This window comes from Microcystis sp. M144S2, from assembly GCF_020246065.1.
Taxonomy (GTDB): Bacteria; Cyanobacteriota; Cyanobacteriia; order Cyanobacteriales; family Microcystaceae; genus Microcystis; species Microcystis ichthyoblabe_A.
On record NZ_JADBTR010000149.1, the window covers coordinates 1 to 16,982 of the forward strand.

Genomic DNA, 16,982 nt, shown 5'->3' on the forward strand with positions numbered 1-16,982 from the left:
TCGAAAACGGCTTTACGATATTTGGCTGGGAACACTAAATGATATAGCAAAACACTTACATTATGGCTCTTATGGATGTATTCACTCATTTTTCTATTATACGCCGCGAGCGGCGGGGAATTAGACCCGAAGAGATTAAATTGTAGCTTAGAATACAGTTTTTAGTGCGGTAATGTGTATTGTTTTGCTGTCCGTTCTTGGCGTTGGGTTGGGCTGTTGTTTGACCTGAGATATGAGATTTGCGATCGCACTAGCTGACACGACTTATAATAATCTCTTTATCCTCAATCCCATCGGCAGGAATTTCCTGACTGCCAAGTTGTTGAAACTCCCCTAGTAACTGAAAAAAACGCTCAAATCCCTGCTTTTCATCGGGGCAATAGAGCAGGATAATTTTAGCCCAAGCATTAGATGTATGAAGATTGTATTTGTTTTCAACAAACTGATGAAACTCTTGATAGAATCTGATTTCTTCGGCTGTCGGTTCAATTCCTAACTCCCGTCTAGCAGTTTTATAACCCACTAAAAACATAAACAAATCCGACAGGGAAGGACGACCAATATACAGTCCAGGTCTAGCTTTAATCTTAGACAAAATCTCAAATAATCCGCCTTTTACTTCCATCTTTACCCTTCTCCTGCTTCAGTAATTATAAACTCTTCACTTTGGCAATGAAAATCTTTCAGCCAATCATCTCGTGTCATCCCTTGAGGAGACAGATTATCAAATACTCTTCCCCTTACTTCTACCCCATAATGTTTTCCATTGATCGTAATTGATTGATCATTCCCTATGCGATCGCTAATGATATAATCTTCGTCATGATAGCGCGTTTTCAGTTCGATCACTTTCCCCTCAATTTCGTTGTCTGTTAGCCACTGCATTACTGCTCTAGCACATTCATAACATTGATAAAGCTGGAATTGACTGACAATATTGCCAATTTCTTGATCAATTTGGGAATCGGTTAACTTAACCACTCTCTCACTCCAAAATGAAAGCTGGTATCCCTAGTCTATCAGCTGGTTAGTGCGAGGGAATCTTCCCCTGTCAATCCCTAAGCTAGGAAGAAGAATATAAAGAATTTACTAAATTGTAGCTTTTAATACAGTTGTGGGGGGGGAGTGTGTATGATCCTGCTGTCTCCCTTTGGTGTTGGGTTGAGCTGTTGTTTGATCTGGCTGCGAGGGGGGTGATCGCAATGTCAAATTTTATACATCTGAGTCAAGGAGAAGAATGTAAAGATTATGTTTAGGAAAAAGCACATAACAATAGCTGGTTTGTCATTATTAACTAACTTAATCGCATCTTCATCAAGTCTAGCGGTTAGTTTAACATTCACTCCTTTACAAAACACAACTACATTTAACAGTTTCCGAGCTACCTTTAGCTTGACACAATCCGATTTATGTTTTACAGCTTGTCAAGTTAATAATAACCCAGAGGGCTTTCCACCCCCACCAACACCACCCCCACCCCCACCACCCCCACCCCCACCACTTACAGAGGCAGACATCTTACAAATTGAGGCAGAACTTAATGAGGAATTGAATTTAGCACAGCAGAAGTTCATTGATGAATTAAATGAACAATTGCAAAATGATCTGGATATGATAAGTGAACAGATGAAAGCGAAGCTAGGTGAAGACTATCCAAAAGCATTACTTCCTAACGAGCAACCTGCAATTCTTCCAATACCTAGTCTAACTGAGGAGCAACTTCGCTTATTTTTCCTACCTAGTGTTCAAACTAGAAGAAAAAATAGCATTAGCTTCCAACAAAATTTGGAAATTATTGAAAATCAATGTATACCTGAACCCTCTACAGTCCTCAGCCTCTTCGCCCTCGGCACACTCGGCGCAGCTTCAACCCTCAAACGCAAACTAAAATCCTCCCAATCCACCGAAAAAGAAACCACAAAAGTAGGCTAAGTTGCCTCTAAAAATACCATAAATGCCCCTTCATTCGGTCAGTTGAGGGGGTGTTTTTTGCATAACTCTCTCAATTCCTATGATTTTAAGGAGTATGGTTTATCTTGCAAGCCGAGAGCTGCTACAATCTAAGATGACTGGTTATAGATGCTTTCAAGATGACTAAAACAGCAGAAACCCTCAAAATAGAACTTGCTCAACTTTCTGTGCAAGATCGCGCTGAACTGGCTTACTTTCTCATCCATTCCTTAGATGAAGGTGTAGATGACAATGTTTTAGAGGCTTGGGATAGAGAATTAACTCAAAGATTAGCCGAAATTTATGCTGGAACAGCCAAGGGTGAACCATCGGATAAAGTATTATTGGAATTACGAGAGAAATATTCGTGAAACCTGTTATTATTCACAGTGAAGCAAGACGAGAACTTGACAATGCTATTCAATATTATGAGAAGCAAAAGATAGGATTAGGGCTAGATTTACTATCTGAAATTGAACAAGCTCTCGAAAAAATTAAAATTAACCCTAATCTGGGAACAGCCCATACTATCGAAGGGATGCGCCGTTATCTCATTCGCCGTTTTCCTTACATCATCTTTTATGTAGAATTTGAAGCATCTATTTGGGTGGTTGCGATCGCACATGGAAAACGTAAACCTGATTACTGGAAAAAGCGAAATTTAGAATAATCGAGATACTCAAACCTAAACTAAAACCCTCCAAATTTACCGAAAAAGAAACCACAAAAGTAGGCTAAATTGCCCACTAAAATACCATAAATGCCCCCTTCATTCAGTCAGTTGAGTGGGTATTTATATCGTATTTTTATGTTATCTTGAGGGGATTTATACCGCTTTGCGGAAGGCAAAAGTCTTATACCTGGACTTCCCCCGTATCAACATACTAGCTATGTCTAAAAGTCTTACAGAGCCTGAGTTAAAGCAATATAATGCTAATGGACTACTGGACACAAAATCCTGAAGTCCTTACGCAGATAGGGTTTGAGGCAAAAATTTTCAAATTTGACCCTTCGACCATTATAGCTTGTTTCCGGGCAGAAAACCAGCAAAAACATGGCTACAGAGGGAATCGCTGACTCTAGAGATTAATGACACCATCTGTTACAATAAGGTTAGCGATCACTATACAGCCAACTCTACGGAATCGCTCTACTCTAGATACAGTCAACGGTACAGCCATTTTCAAAGGGAAAATGTACCCAGTAGCGTCTTTTCAATTTTTTCTGAGAAGCTCCATGCAGTAAGGGTTTTGTTAATTTTTTAGTATTTCTGTATGGGGGAAGTCCAGTTATACCATAAGCCTTTCATGTTCCTAATTTTTACAATCCAAATCAATCATTAATGTTACCAGTATAAAATAAATAAGAGGGGTTATTCATAATGAGTCCACATCCGTATAACTTTGACAACTTTACTCTTCTGGAATAAACTGATAAACCAAACGATGCTGACATAACAAATTAAACCTTTAGCCAAGCAAAAATATCCACTGCTGATATTGACCAACGTTCTAATCCTTTAATCACTGCTAAAGGCTCATTATTTCCTTCAGTTGCAATATGTACTTTCGGTAATCCTGTTTGAAAAACGGTGACTGACTTTGCTGAAGGATCAATCAACCAACCTAATTCTGTTCCTTGTTGTAAACAGAAAATAATCTTTTCCATCACTAAGGTAACAGATTGTTCAGGAGACATAATTTCAATAATCCAATCGGGATAACGTAAAAATTGATCGGCCATTTCTCCATCTAGATCTCTTGGCAAATTCTCCCAACGAATCACCGCAATATCTGGCACAATTGAACGTTCTGCAAAAGTACAACGCAATTCAGGTAGAGCATAAGCTAATTTTTGAGATTTAGTCTGTTGATTAATGGCAGAGGCTAACTCAAATTGTAAGATGCTGTGTTTTCCTTTGGGCATAGGTTTTTGAGTGACAATTCCATGATAATATTCCCTAGCAGGCTTAGTTTCTGGAAGGGCAAGAAATACTTCGAGGGAAAGAGCTTGTTTATCTTCTATTGTGGCAAACATTAATTGATTTCTCCGATCTTGAGTTGTTTTCTATTATAAGCTCCTGACTCTCAGGTAAGTTTTTGATTTTTACCATAAGTCTAATCTAAAAATACGGGTTTTTCTTTAAGCTCTAGCACGAAAAATTTGATTAGCCGTGAGGTTTAACTCTGGAAAAACCCCTGAAATAAGACGTTGATCCTGTTTAAATAAATTACCTTGATATTCTCCATCGATTAATTGATAGATAGAAATGGTGGGTTCTTTGGGGCTGCCGATATATCGGGCCGAACCTTTGGCTAAATAATCGATAATCCAATATTCGGCAATTCCTAATTGTTCGTAGTCGTCGAATTTTTTCAGATAATCATCTCGCCAATTGGAACTGACAATTTCAATAATTAATTTAGCTGATGTTGCCAGAGAAATTGAGGAAGCGGTTTCCCAATAGAGATCATTAACTAGATTTTCTCTGTCTAAGACAATAATATCGGGTAGATAACCCGTATGGGGTCGAAGGGGTTTTACTGCCGCAGTATTAGGGATAAAATAGGGCAATTGCTGCCGATTTATCTCTAAGAATAGGGTTCCAGAAACAAATCCGCCAATTTCTTCGTGTTTTCCGATCGGTCGCATCATGGCCAATAATTTTCCTGCGATTAATTCGTATTGTTGTCCATCATCGGGATATTGATTGATATAGTCATCAAAAGTCAACAATTGGGGGATAGTTTGGGTTGTGGTCATGGCAGTTAGGGGAATTAAGAGAGATGATTTTTCTAGATTCTAACTCGATTAACGACGTTGCCACCAAGTCAATCCAGCTAGGGTAAATCCTACTAAAGGCATCACTACCATCGCTATCCAAAAAATAGCGTTAGCTTGCAGGGGATTTAAATTAATTCTTCTATTTTCTGGTTCCTTGGCCCGGATAGATAAGGTGGCTGTTTCACCACTGGCTAACCACTGCACAGAATTTAAAAATATATCTCCGTTTAACTGTTGTTCAAACAGTCCATCGCTGGCAAAGCTGGCATTACCAATCACGATTAATTTACCTTTTTTTCCCGTCAGAGCAACTCCTAGATCAAAGGGGCCAGCTAAATCTTTTTCAGGGTTAAACTGGAGATTCTGATCATTTAAATCACTCTCAGCCCACATTTTATCATTAGTAATCATTAAAGATACGGCTTCAATTCCTTCGATGGGAACGGTAGCGATGGGACGAGCAAAGGGAAAGATAGAAATACCGTTAGCAAAATCGCGAGTAATCGGATGATTGCCGTAATTGGTAATAATGGGACTAGCCGGACCTAAACCGATGATTTCCCCAGCACCGGAAGCATCAATAATAATCCGATTATCTAGTTTCACACCCCAAGCGGTTAATAAGGGTTCTAATCCGGTTTCGGTTTGGGGGTCAATCATTAATAAAATTTTGCCCCCTTGCTCAAGATAGTTTTTTAAAGCGGTGACTTCCTGGGGAAATATTTTTCTTTTGGGACTGGCAATAATAATGACATCGGCATTACTGGGAATGGTGGAACGTTCCACTAGATTAAGTGGTTTTACTTGATAACCTTTTGCTTCTAAACTATTGACTGTTTGCACTAATCCACCTTGAGGCTCTTTGATGGCATTTTCTCCATGACCTTGCAGAAAGTAAGCGGTTAAAGTGCGATCGGTTTTAGCGGTTTCGATGGCGTTACTCAGTTTCGCTTCGGTGAGACTTTCCTCTTCACTAATAGTTTTCAGGGGTTGTTTTTTTTCACCATACTGTAGATAGACTCTGGACAGATTATCATTAGCTAGTTTTTTAAATTCCTGAGCGATATTGGGTTTTTTCTCTGGGTTAACTATCTCGTACTGAAATTGGGGATTTTTGCGTTGATAATTGGCTAAAAGTTCCTCTTCGTTGCCACTGATTCCCCGGGTTGAAAAAATCCAGACTTTGACTGGTTTTGACAGATTGGTTAATAGTCTTTCGGTTTGGGGGGATAAACTAAAGATTTGGTTTTCGGTTAAATCAACTCGATAGGGATAACGGAGGGCAAGAAAGTTAATTAAACCGATAACACCGAGGACAATAATAGTAGTAATAAGGGTTTGAGTGCCGGTGCGGGTACTTCTTTTTTGCCAAAATTCTTTCTGGGTGATTACTAATAACAACAGCCACCCTAGAAACAGAATAGCCCCGGCAATTAATAACCCCAGAGAGAGGGATGACCATTGACCGGAGATTAACCCTACGGTTAAGCCGGCACTAGCCAGAAAGAGGGCGGGTATATAGAGAAATTTACCGTATTTTTGCCAGGATATCATAGTTAGTTTCTTTGATAACGGTCCGCTTCGATCGATTGAGTAGTTAGGAAGATTCCCAGCAGAATATAACTGAGCAGGATGACTAAACTACTACTGTCAAAAATTCCCCGCACGAAATTGTTAAAGGGTTGATACCAAGATAGATGGGAGAGCAATTCTTTCAGGAAAAATCCGATCTGTTCTCCCACTTCTCCTCCGATGCGATCTCGAAAGAAGGTTTCGACATTGTTAGCAATGACATCCAGTATCCAGATAAATAAGATGGTGATAAAGGTGATGATGTAAGCCAGGATAGAACTATTGGTGAGGGAAGATATAAACATCCCGATGGCTAGGATGGCCGCTGCCAGTAAAATTAATCCTAGATGAGCCATTAAAACACTGGCTATATTCACCGGGGGAACTGCGCTACTAAAAACCACTATTTCGTAAATCCAGAGGGGGGTAATCATCACGGTAAAAAAGGCCAGCACTCCCAATAATTTACCGATGGCTATACTCCAATTAGTCAGGGGGGAAGTGGCTAAAAGTTCTAGGGTTCCCTGTTTTTTTTCCTCTGCGTATAATCCCATAGACAGGGCTGGCAAAATTACCAACAATAAAGAGGATAAAATAATGCCGATGAAAGTGGTCATAAATTCAGATACCGTATCTCTGGCTACCAGAAATCCCGATTGTTCCTGGATACTAACATCGAGAATAATGCCGTAGAGAAGGGAGTTAAAGAAAAATCCCGCTACTAACCAAAATATCCCCATAATGATATAGGCATTGGCGGCGGTAAAATAGCTTTGAAATTCCTTGCGAAAAATCGCCCAGATATTATTGATCATGCCTCTCCTCTTGTTGGTTACTTTCCCCGCTGCCGATTACTTCCAAAAAGATATCTTCTAGGGTTTTACGCGTGCGACGCATTTCTAATAGGTTATAACCATTGTTGACAACTATTCTAGCAAGTTCTGCCCCTAGGTTTGTTCCCACTTGACCAACAATTTTAAGCAGGTTATCGCCGACTTTTGCTGCTTGTTCGACTTGCGGCATTTGTTGAAGGATTTCTAGCAGGGAATCCCTATCACCCTCGATCTCAATTTCATAACTGGAACCGGCAGGGGTAGCGGTAGTAATATTATTGGCCACGATGCGACCCCGATTAATAATTGTCGCTCGATCGCAGGTAATACTCACTTCTGGTAAAATATGAGTGGAGAGAATAATTGTATGTTCTCCCGCTAAACTTTTAATCAGATTTCTCACCTCGATAATCTGTTTCGGATCCAATCCTACTGTCGGTTCATCTAAAATAATTACCGGTGGATCATGTATGATCGCTTGGGCAATTCCCACACGCTGTTTATAACCTTTGGATAATTTGCGGATAATAACTTTTCTTTTTTCTAGTAACTGACATTTGCCTAAAACTAGATCTACCCGCGCTTTTCTATCTCCCGATGAGATGCCTTTAATCCGTGCGACAAAATCGAGAAAACTTTCCACGGTCATCTCCGGATACAAGGGGGGATTTTCGGGAAGATAACCAATGCGACGACGCACTTCTAAGGATTGTTGATGCACATCGTATCCTGCTATCCTTGCTGTTCCCGTTGTGGCAGGAATATAACCGGATAAAATCCTCATAGTGGTGGTTTTTCCCGCTCCATTTGGTCCCAAAAAACCGAGAATTTCTCCTTTTTCTACGGTAAAATCCACGTCACTGATTGCCGTGGTAGAACCATAAATTTTACTCAGATGTTCGACTTCAATCATAAGCTTTATCAGTTATCAGTTATCAGTTATCAGTTATCAGTTATCAGTTATCAGTCAATAGTGTTAAGTGACAAGTTCGGAGCTTTCTTTTAACTCGACGGAATCTAAAACCTAATTTGTTAAGCTAGAAGATTTTATGGACTTAGTTTCTAACCTTCTTTTTGGGTAGGAGAATTGCCAGATTCTTTCTTTTGCCTCTTGCCTCTTGCCTTTTGCCTACTACTCACTGATAACTGATTTTTCCCAGACTATGATCCCGATTAATTTCTACCACTAGATGCGCTTGTTTGAGCAGGGGTGGCAGAAATAATTGCGGATGTAAACTTTTCCAAAAATACTTGACAAATTCCTCGATTTCTGATGGGTTCATACCTCCTTTTGTTTCGGCCGCCTGTCGCCATTGTAAACTGTAACGGTAGTCAAGGGGAAAAAGAATCAGTAAGCGATCGATTTTTGACCAGAGGGGTAGATATTCTCGCAATCTTTGATTATTATCCCTGGCGAATTGTCGGTCTTCCTCGCTATTAATCGGATCGGGGGCATGATCAAAGACTGTTTCTTCTACTGGATTCATGCCCACAAACCAACCCTCGAAAAAAAGAATATCAACTCGTTCCACTTGTTCCGCTGCAATTCTATCTCCTTGTCCTCGATGCAGGGACTTGTCAAACCGCGGGATTAAAATCGGACTTTCTTGCTGACAAACCTGTTCTAAAACTTTAATTCCTAATGCTATATCATGAGTACCCGGTGGACCACGCCAGCGCAATCTTTCATCCTTTTGACGCAATTTTATTCGCTCATTATAGGTCTTATAAATATCATCTAAAGAGAGATTATTTACTTTTAAATCAAAATAGGCTAAAATAATCGACATTATGGATGTTAGAGTGGTCTTTCCCGTGCCTTGGGGAGCCAAAATGCCTTGAATCAACGGTTTTGCGTGGCTGCGTAGCTCTAGCGCCCAAGGAATCCACAAGCGCCAACAGCTGATCAAAATCTGATTTGGCTGATTTATCCCTAACTCCTGACATTTTTGCCAGACTCGCGGCCAGAGAATCGTTAATAGTTCAGCCCTTTCCTGTAGGATCAGAGGGTTAGTCTCCCTAAAATTTAAGGATTCGATCGCTAGTAGTTCTTCTAGATCCGCGTCAGTTAAGGGATTTTTGTCGATTAATCCCTGTAAAATCGTCAAAATCTTCATAGCTGTTATTCAGGAGTAATTCTCTGGGGTTAGCCACCCATACCAGCAGATTAATCCCGCTCAAGATTTTTTTTGAGAGTGTTTTTTAGGGTTATTTGCCCAAAAATGAAGGGTTCGCAGGCAGGCACGGATTCCCATTATATATATAAGTATATGTCAAGTCCCGTTTTCAGTCAAGGGGTTCGGTCAAAAATCTCTAGCTTTGTCTCCAGTTTCCCAATCGGTTAGACTAAGAATTATTCACATTACTTAACAAAACAGCCGATGAATACAGCTGCTCTGACGATAAAGCAAAATTGGCAATGGCAAGGAAATTCTATACACTATGTGCAAGCGGGTACTAGAGTGACGGGAAAACCCCCGTTACTATTAGTCCACGGTTTTGGCGCTTCCACCGACCATTGGCGAAAAAATGTGCAAGGTTTAGCCTCAGAATGGGAAGTATGGGCGATCGATCTGTTAGGATTTGGTAGATCAGCTAAACCAGATCTTGTCTATAGTGGCAATCTTTGGCAGCAACAATTAAATGATTTTATCAAGGAAGTTGTGGGGCAACCGACGGTTTTAGCGGGTAATTCTCTGGGGGGTTACGCTTCTCTCTGTGTAGCTGCTAATCATTCCGAGAATGTTCGGGGATTAATTCTCCTCAATAGCGCCGGTCCTTTTAGCGATACAGAAAGCAATCGTCAGCCTAATTTAGCACAAAAATTACTGCGATCAGTCTTGCTGCAACCTTGGGCCAGTTATCTCTTATTTCTCTATACCCGTCAACCCAAAACTATCCGCAAAACCCTAGAGAAAGTATATCTCGATCGCAGTGCCATTACCGAGCAGTTAATAGAAGATATCCGTCGTCCTTCCCTGGATGCGGGAGCAGCCAAAGTTTTTGCTTCTGTGTTTAAATCTCCCCGGGGGGAAAATGTGGATATTCTCCTGCAAAAGTTAAGTTGTCCCCTGTTGATGTTATGGGGTGAGGGGGACCCTTGGATGAATACTAGGGAACGCGGGGCCAAATTCCGTCAATACTATCCTTCTCTGACAGAATATTATCTAACTGCCGGTCATTGTCCCCACGATGAAATTCCCACGGAGGTTAACCGGTTGATTAGTGATTGGGTGAAAAGCTTATAGGTAGTTAGGGATCGGTTATCAGGTTTTTATTTTTTTGACGCTTATTTGACCTGAAAAAAGAGGGTTCGTAGGAAGGCACGGATTCCCATTATATATATAAGTATCTGTCAAGTGCGGGGATTTGTCAAGGGTTTTTTTGAAAAAATCTGCCAGAATTTCAGGGGAGAAAATCGGAATCGAGGATTTGTTCGGGACTATAGGGGCAGCTTTCGGCAAAGATAGCGGCCGGTAATTGGCTTTTTTGTCGGACTCGCTTCACTGCTTTGGGGTAAATAACCGAAATTCTGGTTAAAAAATAGTTATAAAGGGTTTTTGACTCCAATAAAAGTTCTAATTCCACCCGAAAGTTACCGATTTCGTCCTGCCATCCCCGCGCACATCTTTCTCGTTCCTCCGGCCAGTATTGGTAGAGAAGCAGATGAATGAGCAATTGTAGGAGATAACTATCTACTTTATGTCTCTGTTGGTTCCCCAATGCTTCGATTTCTTCTTCGAGATGTTCCCAATCTAATACATCTGTCTGTCTTTGTCGCAGTTGTTTGGCCGTTTCTTCTAACCAAGCAGGATAGTCTTGTTCGTATAAGTCTTTATTTGTCATACCCTATCCTCTTTAGCGCCGGTCAGGTATTAGGTTTTTATTTTTTTGACGCTTATTTGACCTAAAAAAAGAGGGTTTGCAGGCAGGTACAGATTCCCATTCTATATATAAGTATCTGTCAAGTGCGGGGATTTGTCAAGGGTTTTTTTATTGAGATTTTGTTAATCATCTCGAATACCGTGCATCATGGATTAGTAAACGCTCCGAAAGATTGGCAATATTCCAGTTTTCACCGTTATGTTGAAGAAGGAATTTATGATCAGATGTGGGGAGCTTCAGAAAAGCTGATCTTTGATAGTGATATCGGTATGGAATAAAATGTAGAAGTAAAACCCAAAAAATTCAGGTAAGAAATAAAGGTAATGTTGGGTTTCGTTACCTCAACCCAACCTACAGATCAGTGATCGCACTACAGGATCAGCGATCACCTTTATCGAGAAGAAATAGCTACCTGCACATTCGGAGAAAAATTCTCGATTTTTCGAGAAGCATTAAGAATTTCAATCCCGATTACATTACCTGCTTGATCATAGTCAAGAATAACCCCCGGACTGATTGCCTCACTTTCTTCTACGGGTGTGTCATGCCAGGTAATTGTTAAAACGTCAACTTCAGCATCATATTTAGCTTTCATTTGATAGCTGCCTATATTTTCTAAGTTTACTGGTAACATATAGTGTAACAATTTTTTGAGGCTCAACTAAGTCATTAATGTAAATTCTCAGAAGATAAGTTTTATTGTTAATGGCGACAAACGTACCTTAATAAACTTTGAGTCCATCTTCTTCTAAAATTTGCTCAGGATTATTGAGGATGTCCTGCAATATTTTTAAAGAGATTTGGCGTTGAATAATTTTTTCTTCGGCATGGTGACTTAAAATAAAGTTCACGAGGATTTCGGGTTCTTCGGTTTGTCTTATGCAATGGACGGGGTTATAAGGAATGAAACCTTTATAGAGACAGACATTGCCGCAATTTTTGTCAATTGTTGGCGATCTGGAGCGAACTAATCAATTAAATCTCTTGCCAGATAAGGATTGAGTCGATTTATGCCCCCCTATCGAACCATACCAAGTCCCGAAGAGCCATATTTTATATGGCGAAGAAAAAGAGCATGAACCCTGAGAAATTTCTCGATACAAGTTATGCGATCGCTTTATCTTCATCTACGGACGATTATCATCTATATTGTCAAAGAAACGATAAAAATTGGGGAATTGTTGACTGTATTTCTTTTATTGTAATGGAAGAGCGTAGAATAACGGAAGCATTAACAACGGATATTCATTTTCAGCAAGCTGGTTTTCGAGCTTTGTTGAGAGATTAATCTCAGGGCAGGCGATCGCCATTCCCCCATCACCCAAAAGTGATCGCCATTCCCACATCACCCAAAAACGATCGCCTCTCCTCATCACCCAACAGCGATAGCCATTCCCAAAAAATTGCTCCTCCCAAAAGCGATCGCCCTTTCACCCTTACTCTAAAAAGCGATCACCTCTCCCTGTTTTATAAAAAAGCGATACTAAAACCGAACAAATTCGGTGACAATCAGTAGTGAAAAAATTCAACCAATCGATCAGCCACTACCATTGCTACCCGTTCGTCAAGACTGCCAATTGTGGCAACAATTCGGGTTTTGTCAATCGCCCTAATTTGGTCTAAAGCAATACTGCCGCGCACATTTTCTTGATCAATGGGGATTCTTGTTGGGTAATTTTTGACAGTACTGGTGATTGGTGCAATAACGACTGTTCTTAATCGAGCATTAATTTCACTAGGAGAAACAACAACACAAGGTCGAGTTTTTTGCAGTTCAGACCCCCTAGTTGGATCGAGTGCCACCAACAGGATGCTAAATCTTTCTACCATTGATTTTGCCGCTCAAACTCGTTTTCCACCCCTAACCAATCCTGTAACTCGGCTTCAATAGGAGCATCATCAAATAACTCAGCCCAGCCTTCCCTCACCTTCTTTTTAGCACTCAGAATAATTCTTTTTCCATCAACTATCGCCTCAACTTCGTCCAGAAGTTCACACTGTTCCATAATTGCTTGAGGAATTGTAATTGCTTGAGAATTACCGATTTGTACGATTTTTAGCAACATTTTGACGACCAGATAAACATACGATAATTATATCAACTTATACTGATTAGGGAGCGATCGCCCCTCCTCCTCAAAATCGCCCCTCCTCCTCCCCAAAAATGATCGCCTCTCCTCATCCAAATCGCCATTCCCCAAAAATTGCTCCTCCCAAAAACCATCGCCCCTCCCCATCATCAAAAAATGATCGCACTACAAGATCAGCTACAAGCTCGGAGATCGCATTAATAAAAATCCAAAAAATCAGATAATTACGGTGAATAACAATCAATTTAGTGCGTTACTACAAGAGCGATCGCACTTATTGACCTCGCCCTGGCTTACAGTCGGCAAAACTTAATGCCTCTGTGTCTAGAAAACTGGCGATCGCCATCTCAAGGATTGCTTCAACGGGATAATCAATTTCAGTAGCGCGAGCAATCAGGGCATCCTGAATCCAGTCTGGTAAGCACTTTAAAATATTTTCCGCATCCGCAGACGAGATTTGCTCCGAAAGTTTCACTTGCATGGGTTAGGACTCCAGTATGAATTTGAACATTATACGGTGGCTCAGTTGCCCTTAAAATGATCGCCTCTAGTTCTAATAGTAGCGCAGGGTTTTTTGAGTAAGGTATTGTCTGCACCGAAATTCGTACATCTTCACTTGTATATTGATCGAGCCAAGCCCACAAAAAAGCTTTGTGTCCACCTTTAAAACGACCTCGTAAGCTTTTGGTTTTACCAATGTAAAGCAATCCCTGATATCTATGTCTGACTGCGTAAATACCAGGAAGATCGGGAATTTCGCTAAAATCACGGCTCAAGGGTTGGCATTGCTCAAAGGGAGTAAACGCAATTGCATCTAAGACGTTTCTTGCTTGGTTCTGTATTTCAGAGTTGTTCGTTGGCACGGAAGGCAGATTATCGATTATCGAACTCATCATGCCACAGAAAAAGGCACATTACACTTTTGTTAATGTACCCCAGAGAATCAGCGATCGCACTTTCAAAAGCAAAAATGAACATAGTTTTAAAGTGTAATCGACAAGATGACGGCGATCACACTAATTTTATTTTCTTAGCCAATTGATTAAAAGATTTTTAATGCGTATTAGTCTTTCTGGTGAGATAGTTCCTAAACGTGCATTGATTACAGATGATTCGACACTTGTTAATCGTCCTAGCCGAATTAAAGAAGCCACTTTAAGTCCAGTAGTAATATAGTCAGAATCTGAGGTATTAATAATTTCATCAAATCCTAGAGTAGCTTGATGAAGACGAGAAGAAATTAAAGCAAGTAATAAATCACGATGGCGACTTGGTGAAATAGCAATAATTAAAGCTGGACGTAGTTTTCCTGATTTCAAGTCTGCTTGAAGAAAACGAATTAGAACAATATCACCTGGTTTCATGGTTGATAAATTTCTTGAGCATCTGCTAGGGAATATTCAATTTCATCTTCTTCTTTGAAAAATTGCTCTAATGAAAATTTTTGCCATTCTTCATCTTGCCAATTAGTATATTCTGAAATGTTGTTTGGCTCAGGGGAAATTAATCGGGTAAAGTTGGCAATTTTTTCAACAATGTCATCAGGTAATCGGTCAATCTGTTGGTGAAGTTCTTCACGAATTGTAGCAGACATAAGTTAAATTATTTGATTAAGGTGTAGAATTGATGGTATTGATTATAACTCAGATATTGGGTGGTAATTTGGGAAAAAGTAATGTTGGGTTTCCTTACCTCAACCCAACCTACAAGATCAGCGATCGGACTAGATTTCAAAAGAAAACCTGATCGCGTTTTTAAGATTTAATCAACAAGATGACGGTGCGCCACTTGGTGGTGATCGCATAAAATGAATTTTAAATGCCATAGTTAGCTTTAATTTTCTCTGCAAGTTTCTTAGCATTCGCAATTGACTCTCCGGCAGAAATATAGTCAAACTCCCCTTGTCTTCCAACTACATCAATCCCCAATTCTTTGAAGGAATGTTTAGCTGAAGCAATTTTATCGACAATAGCACGACTATACACTGGATAAGCATTCTGGATTATGATATCCCCTTGGTATTTTAGTTCTCCTTGGAACAAGCCGAAATGTTTTACGTGTGATTCAAAGTCTTCTCGAAGCTGTATTTTGTCTATTGTGTTACTATTTTCTACGGGAACTTCAACACAAAAATAATCACCTCCTTCATAAGTTCCGTAATATTTAGAAAAAGTAATTATTCGCTTCCATGCTGCTTCTTCGGTGAAATTACTCAGGATAGGAGCATCATAGCCTAACTGGCCGTTAAAGCAATAGAATAAAGAAAACAAAGCTCTATATTCAATTGGAAAATCAAGTTGTTTTCCAAGCAGAAGTGCTATGGTTTCTAGAGGAATTGTTGAAATCAATTTATCGTAGATTTTTATACTGTTATCTGGAAATTTTATTTCAAATCCTTTATCTAAAGGTCTAATGGCTTTTACTTGGCAGTCTGTCAACACTGAAACTCCGCTCGATATCAAGGTATCTCTAATGATTTCATTGTAGATTTTACCAAATCCTTCTTTAGGCCGAGCCAAGGGTTGATAAACCGAGTTGGAGAAAGCATTTAAATTATCGTTTTTCAACAAGTACCCTGGCTTTTTGAGCTTGATTATTTTAGACAGTATTGACTTTAACGAACATACTTGTTGGATTGTGGACATTCTTTTTGTTGCAAATTGAAGATCTATATTTTCATCAGAAACTCCATACAAACGTTCTATGTAATTCTTTAAACCACTTTTATTATAAAGATTATTCCCTACATAGTATTTTATCCATGATGAGAGCGTATCCTTCTTGTAATATAAAATCTTTGAAGCAATTATCTCGACGCAGGTAGAGAAAAAATTTAGTAATCCATAATCCTCAATGTACCCTTCTATACTTATGGGATATTTATCGATATTACCTTTAGGGGTTAAACGAGAGTTCACTTGCTTACAATTTACTGGAACATATAGATCGATAATATCTGGATAAAAGTCAAACAGACCATAGTCTCTAGTAAAAAGAAATGCCCCAATATCATAATTTAAATTGCCTATATCAACAGATCGGTGTAATCCACCTAAAACTGAAGATTTTTCTATAATATCTATGTCGAACATTGAGTATTTAGATAGCTCACTAGCTATTGTAATTCCTGCTACTCCTCCACCCAAAATCGCTACTCTTATTGGGGTTTTAGTTTCAATGTTAACTTTATTCATAAACTTACTTGACATTAAATGGCATCTCGAAAAATAGTAGTAAAGTTGGTATGTGATAAAATGTAGGTTGGGTCAAGGAACGCAACCCAACGATGTGATAGTATAACCTCATTGTGGGTTACTGCGTGCCGACTCAAGTTTGATTGCTGATCTTATAGGGACATAATAACTGCGTTTTTGGCTAATTGTCAAGTTACTGCGATCACTTTCTCTGATGAAGTGCGGTCTGCTAGTAGTCTGTCAAGTTTGAATTGAGGGATAGGATAGAGTTTTTTTAATTTAATACGAGCATCAGCAGTAGTAAATCTCCAGTCAACTGAATTTGACTTTTCATTTCGATTTTCTTCCCATGCCTTAATTTCTTGTTTTAAACTATCCATGTCTGGGATACGACGCTCGAGACATTGACGATTCAAAACGCTCAACTCAATTTCTGCCATATTTAACCAGCTGCCATGTTTGGGAGTGTAATGAAATTCGAGTTTATCTAAAATTCTCTTGGCCTCTTCCGGTTCAAAGGCTTTATATAATGAGGCAGCAATTCTCATTTTAAAAAGTAACAAGTGATACAGACAGAAACAAAGCTTTAAGCAAGCTACAAAATGCGCTCCCGCGAGTGCGACTGCATCGCAGAGAAGTGAGTATATAGAGTATTTATACTCAAAATATTTGAA

Annotated in this window: 23 protein-coding genes and 1 pseudogene; 5 read left to right on the forward strand and 19 right to left on the reverse strand. The window is 39.6% G+C overall.

Annotation, left to right across the window (positions count from 1 at the left end; all coding sequences use genetic code 11):
• The 3 genes and pseudogenes from IM462_RS17140 to IM462_RS17150 form a co-directional block, all read right to left on the reverse strand.
• A pseudogene (locus IM462_RS17140) lies at positions 1–89 on the reverse strand (IS200/IS605 family transposase); the annotation flags it as partial.
• A gap of 161 nt (positions 90–250) precedes the next feature.
• Positions 251–625: a hypothetical protein gene (locus IM462_RS17145; protein WP_061431090.1), complete on the reverse strand. Its 375-nt coding sequence runs from the start codon at positions 623–625 to the stop codon at positions 251–253.
• A gap of 2 nt (positions 626–627) precedes the next feature.
• Positions 628–981, reverse strand: a complete 354-nt coding sequence (locus IM462_RS17150) for a papain fold toxin domain-containing protein (RefSeq protein WP_002798426.1) — start codon at positions 979–981, stop codon at positions 628–630.
• A gap of 267 nt (positions 982–1,248) precedes the next feature.
• Here IM462_RS17150 and IM462_RS17155 point away from each other — a divergent pair, with 267 nt between their 5' ends.
• The 3 genes from IM462_RS17155 (at position 1,249) to IM462_RS17165 (ending at position 2,620) form a co-directional block, all read left to right on the forward strand.
• Entirely contained in the window at positions 1,249–1,932 is a 684-nt protein-coding gene (locus IM462_RS17155) for a PEP-CTERM sorting domain-containing protein (protein ID WP_287704679.1), read from the forward strand.
• A 158-nt stretch (positions 1,933–2,090) separates the two neighbouring features.
• Positions 2,091–2,321, forward strand: coding sequence for an addiction module protein (locus tag IM462_RS17160; protein ID WP_002798429.1), 231 nt, complete (start codon positions 2,091–2,093; stop codon positions 2,319–2,321).
• The gene (locus IM462_RS17165) at positions 2,318–2,620 is read left to right on the forward strand and encodes a type II toxin-antitoxin system RelE/ParE family toxin (protein ID WP_125732522.1); all 303 of its coding nucleotides are present in this window, start codon (positions 2,318–2,320) and stop codon (positions 2,618–2,620) included. Before IM462_RS17160 ends, IM462_RS17165 begins: the two co-directional genes overlap by 4 nt.
• A gap of 791 nt (positions 2,621–3,411) precedes the next feature.
• On the opposite strand, the gene IM462_RS17170 is transcribed toward IM462_RS17165, so the two are convergent.
• The 6 genes from IM462_RS17170 to IM462_RS17195 form a co-directional block, all read right to left on the reverse strand.
• On the reverse strand, positions 3,412–3,987 hold the full coding sequence (locus IM462_RS17170) for a Uma2 family endonuclease (protein WP_004163759.1): 576 nt from the start codon (positions 3,985–3,987) through the stop codon (positions 3,412–3,414).
• Between the two features lie 105 nt (positions 3,988–4,092).
• Positions 4,093–4,713: a Uma2 family endonuclease gene (locus tag IM462_RS17175; RefSeq protein WP_012265292.1), complete on the reverse strand. Its 621-nt coding sequence runs from the start codon at positions 4,711–4,713 to the stop codon at positions 4,093–4,095.
• A gap of 48 nt (positions 4,714–4,761) precedes the next feature.
• The gene (locus tag IM462_RS17180) at positions 4,762–6,288 is read right to left on the reverse strand and encodes a GldG family protein (RefSeq protein WP_287704682.1); all 1,527 of its coding nucleotides are present in this window, start codon (positions 6,286–6,288) and stop codon (positions 4,762–4,764) included.
• Between the two features lie 2 nt (positions 6,289–6,290).
• Positions 6,291–7,121, reverse strand: coding sequence for an ABC transporter permease (locus IM462_RS17185; RefSeq protein WP_287704684.1), 831 nt, complete (start codon positions 7,119–7,121; stop codon positions 6,291–6,293).
• Complete coding sequence (locus tag IM462_RS17190) at positions 7,111–8,052, reverse strand: ABC transporter ATP-binding protein (protein ID WP_287704686.1); 942 nt, start codon at positions 8,050–8,052, stop codon at positions 7,111–7,113. The genes IM462_RS17185 and IM462_RS17190 overlap by 11 nt, the downstream gene beginning before the upstream one ends.
• 223 nt (positions 8,053–8,275) lie before the next feature.
• A complete protein-coding gene (locus IM462_RS17195; RefSeq protein ID WP_287704688.1) occupies positions 8,276–9,256 on the reverse strand; it encodes an ABC transporter ATP-binding protein in 981 nt (326 codons plus the stop codon).
• A 264-nt stretch (positions 9,257–9,520) separates the two neighbouring features.
• Here IM462_RS17195 and IM462_RS17200 point away from each other — a divergent pair, with 264 nt between their 5' ends.
• A complete protein-coding gene (locus tag IM462_RS17200) occupies positions 9,521–10,387 on the forward strand; it encodes an alpha/beta fold hydrolase (protein WP_287704690.1) in 867 nt (288 codons plus the stop codon).
• A gap of 157 nt (positions 10,388–10,544) precedes the next feature.
• On the opposite strand, the gene IM462_RS17205 is transcribed toward IM462_RS17200, so the two are convergent.
• Together IM462_RS17205 and IM462_RS17210 are read right to left on the reverse strand one after the other, a co-directional pair.
• Positions 10,545–10,985 carry a DUF29 domain-containing protein gene (locus IM462_RS17205; protein ID WP_287704692.1) on the reverse strand — a complete coding sequence of 147 codons (441 nt, stop codon included), beginning with the start codon at positions 10,983–10,985 and terminating at the stop codon, positions 10,545–10,547.
• Positions 10,986–11,415: 430 nt separating this feature from the next.
• Complete coding sequence (locus IM462_RS17210) at positions 11,416–11,658, reverse strand: DUF2283 domain-containing protein (RefSeq protein WP_002775710.1); 243 nt, start codon at positions 11,656–11,658, stop codon at positions 11,416–11,418.
• Between the two features lie 441 nt (positions 11,659–12,099).
• On the opposite strand from IM462_RS17210, the gene IM462_RS17215 reads away from it, so the two are divergent.
• Positions 12,100–12,312 (forward strand): type II toxin-antitoxin system VapC family toxin, encoded by a 213-nt coding sequence (locus tag IM462_RS17215; RefSeq protein WP_002736586.1) that lies wholly within the window; start codon positions 12,100–12,102, stop codon positions 12,310–12,312.
• 221 nt (positions 12,313–12,533) lie between these two features.
• Here the strand turns inward: IM462_RS17215 and IM462_RS17220 are convergent, their stop codons facing one another.
• The 8 genes from IM462_RS17220 to IM462_RS17255 form a co-directional block, all read right to left on the reverse strand.
• Positions 12,534–12,854, reverse strand: a complete 321-nt coding sequence (locus IM462_RS17220) for a type II toxin-antitoxin system PemK/MazF family toxin (RefSeq protein WP_002735990.1) — start codon at positions 12,852–12,854, stop codon at positions 12,534–12,536.
• On the reverse strand, positions 12,848–13,090 hold the full coding sequence (locus IM462_RS17225) for an AbrB/MazE/SpoVT family DNA-binding domain-containing protein (RefSeq protein ID WP_002736094.1): 243 nt from the start codon (positions 13,088–13,090) through the stop codon (positions 12,848–12,850). Before IM462_RS17225 ends, IM462_RS17220 begins: the two co-directional genes overlap by 7 nt.
• Before the next feature lie 298 nt (positions 13,091–13,388).
• Positions 13,389–13,589 carry a hypothetical protein gene (locus IM462_RS17230; protein ID WP_223213113.1) on the reverse strand — a complete coding sequence of 67 codons (201 nt, stop codon included), beginning with the start codon at positions 13,587–13,589 and terminating at the stop codon, positions 13,389–13,391.
• Positions 13,492–14,010, reverse strand: coding sequence for a GIY-YIG nuclease family protein (locus IM462_RS17235; protein WP_353737370.1), 519 nt, complete (start codon positions 14,008–14,010; stop codon positions 13,492–13,494). Before IM462_RS17235 ends, IM462_RS17230 begins: the two co-directional genes overlap by 98 nt.
• Before the next feature lie 126 nt (positions 14,011–14,136).
• The gene (locus tag IM462_RS17240) at positions 14,137–14,478 is read right to left on the reverse strand and encodes a type II toxin-antitoxin system PemK/MazF family toxin (RefSeq protein ID WP_287704694.1); all 342 of its coding nucleotides are present in this window, start codon (positions 14,476–14,478) and stop codon (positions 14,137–14,139) included.
• Entirely contained in the window at positions 14,475–14,708 is a 234-nt protein-coding gene (locus IM462_RS17245) for a hypothetical protein (protein ID WP_287704696.1), read from the reverse strand. Before IM462_RS17245 ends, IM462_RS17240 begins: the two co-directional genes overlap by 4 nt.
• A gap of 220 nt (positions 14,709–14,928) precedes the next feature.
• Entirely contained in the window at positions 14,929–16,308 is a 1,380-nt protein-coding gene (locus tag IM462_RS17250) for an NAD(P)-binding protein (protein ID WP_287704698.1), read from the reverse strand.
• A gap of 188 nt (positions 16,309–16,496) precedes the next feature.
• A partial coding sequence (locus tag IM462_RS17255; protein ID WP_287704700.1) for a transposase occupies positions 16,497–16,982 on the reverse strand: 486 nt, incomplete at its 5' end.

What these genes read in the sequence shown, in the direction of transcription:
- IM462_RS17225 (WP_002736094.1), bottom strand. Translation starts at nt 13,090, where the DNA reads ATGTTGCTAAAAATCGTACAAATCGGTAATTCTCAAGCAATTACAATT.
- IM462_RS17175 (WP_012265292.1), bottom strand. Translation starts at nt 4,713, where the DNA reads ATGACCACAACCCAAACTATCCCCCAATTGTTGACTTTTGATGACTAT.
- IM462_RS17205 (WP_287704692.1), bottom strand. Translation starts at nt 10,985, where the DNA reads ATGACAAATAAAGACTTATACGAACAAGACTATCCTGCTTGGTTAGAA.
- IM462_RS17155 (WP_287704679.1), top strand. Translation starts at nt 1,249, where the DNA reads ATGTTTAGGAAAAAGCACATAACAATAGCTGGTTTGTCATTATTAACT.
- IM462_RS17240 (WP_287704694.1), bottom strand. Translation starts at nt 14,478, where the DNA reads ATGAAACCAGGTGATATTGTTCTAATTCGTTTTCTTCAAGCAGACTTG.
- IM462_RS17250 (WP_287704698.1), bottom strand. Translation starts at nt 16,308, where the DNA reads ATGAATAAAGTTAACATTGAAACTAAAACCCCAATAAGAGTAGCGATT.
- IM462_RS17180 (WP_287704682.1), bottom strand. Translation starts at nt 6,288, where the DNA reads ATGATATCCTGGCAAAAATACGGTAAATTTCTCTATATACCCGCCCTC.
- IM462_RS17215 (WP_002736586.1), top strand. Translation starts at nt 12,100, where the DNA reads ATGAACCCTGAGAAATTTCTCGATACAAGTTATGCGATCGCTTTATCT.
- IM462_RS17235 (WP_353737370.1), bottom strand. Translation starts at nt 14,010, where the DNA reads ATGATGAGTTCGATAATCGATAATCTGCCTTCCGTGCCAACGAACAAC.
- IM462_RS17200 (WP_287704690.1), top strand. Translation starts at nt 9,521, where the DNA reads ATGAATACAGCTGCTCTGACGATAAAGCAAAATTGGCAATGGCAAGGA.
- IM462_RS17245 (WP_287704696.1), bottom strand. Translation starts at nt 14,708, where the DNA reads ATGTCTGCTACAATTCGTGAAGAACTTCACCAACAGATTGACCGATTA.
- IM462_RS17220 (WP_002735990.1), bottom strand. Translation starts at nt 12,854, where the DNA reads ATGGTAGAAAGATTTAGCATCCTGTTGGTGGCACTCGATCCAACTAGG.
- IM462_RS17170 (WP_004163759.1), bottom strand. Translation starts at nt 3,987, where the DNA reads ATGTTTGCCACAATAGAAGATAAACAAGCTCTTTCCCTCGAAGTATTT.
- IM462_RS17210 (WP_002775710.1), bottom strand. Translation starts at nt 11,658, where the DNA reads ATGTTACCAGTAAACTTAGAAAATATAGGCAGCTATCAAATGAAAGCT.
- IM462_RS17190 (WP_287704686.1), bottom strand. Translation starts at nt 8,052, where the DNA reads ATGATTGAAGTCGAACATCTGAGTAAAATTTATGGTTCTACCACGGCA.
- IM462_RS17195 (WP_287704688.1), bottom strand. Translation starts at nt 9,256, where the DNA reads ATGAAGATTTTGACGATTTTACAGGGATTAATCGACAAAAATCCCTTA.
- IM462_RS17160 (WP_002798429.1), top strand. Translation starts at nt 2,091, where the DNA reads ATGACTAAAACAGCAGAAACCCTCAAAATAGAACTTGCTCAACTTTCT.
- IM462_RS17145 (WP_061431090.1), bottom strand. Translation starts at nt 625, where the DNA reads ATGGAAGTAAAAGGCGGATTATTTGAGATTTTGTCTAAGATTAAAGCT.
- IM462_RS17185 (WP_287704684.1), bottom strand. Translation starts at nt 7,121, where the DNA reads ATGATCAATAATATCTGGGCGATTTTTCGCAAGGAATTTCAAAGCTAT.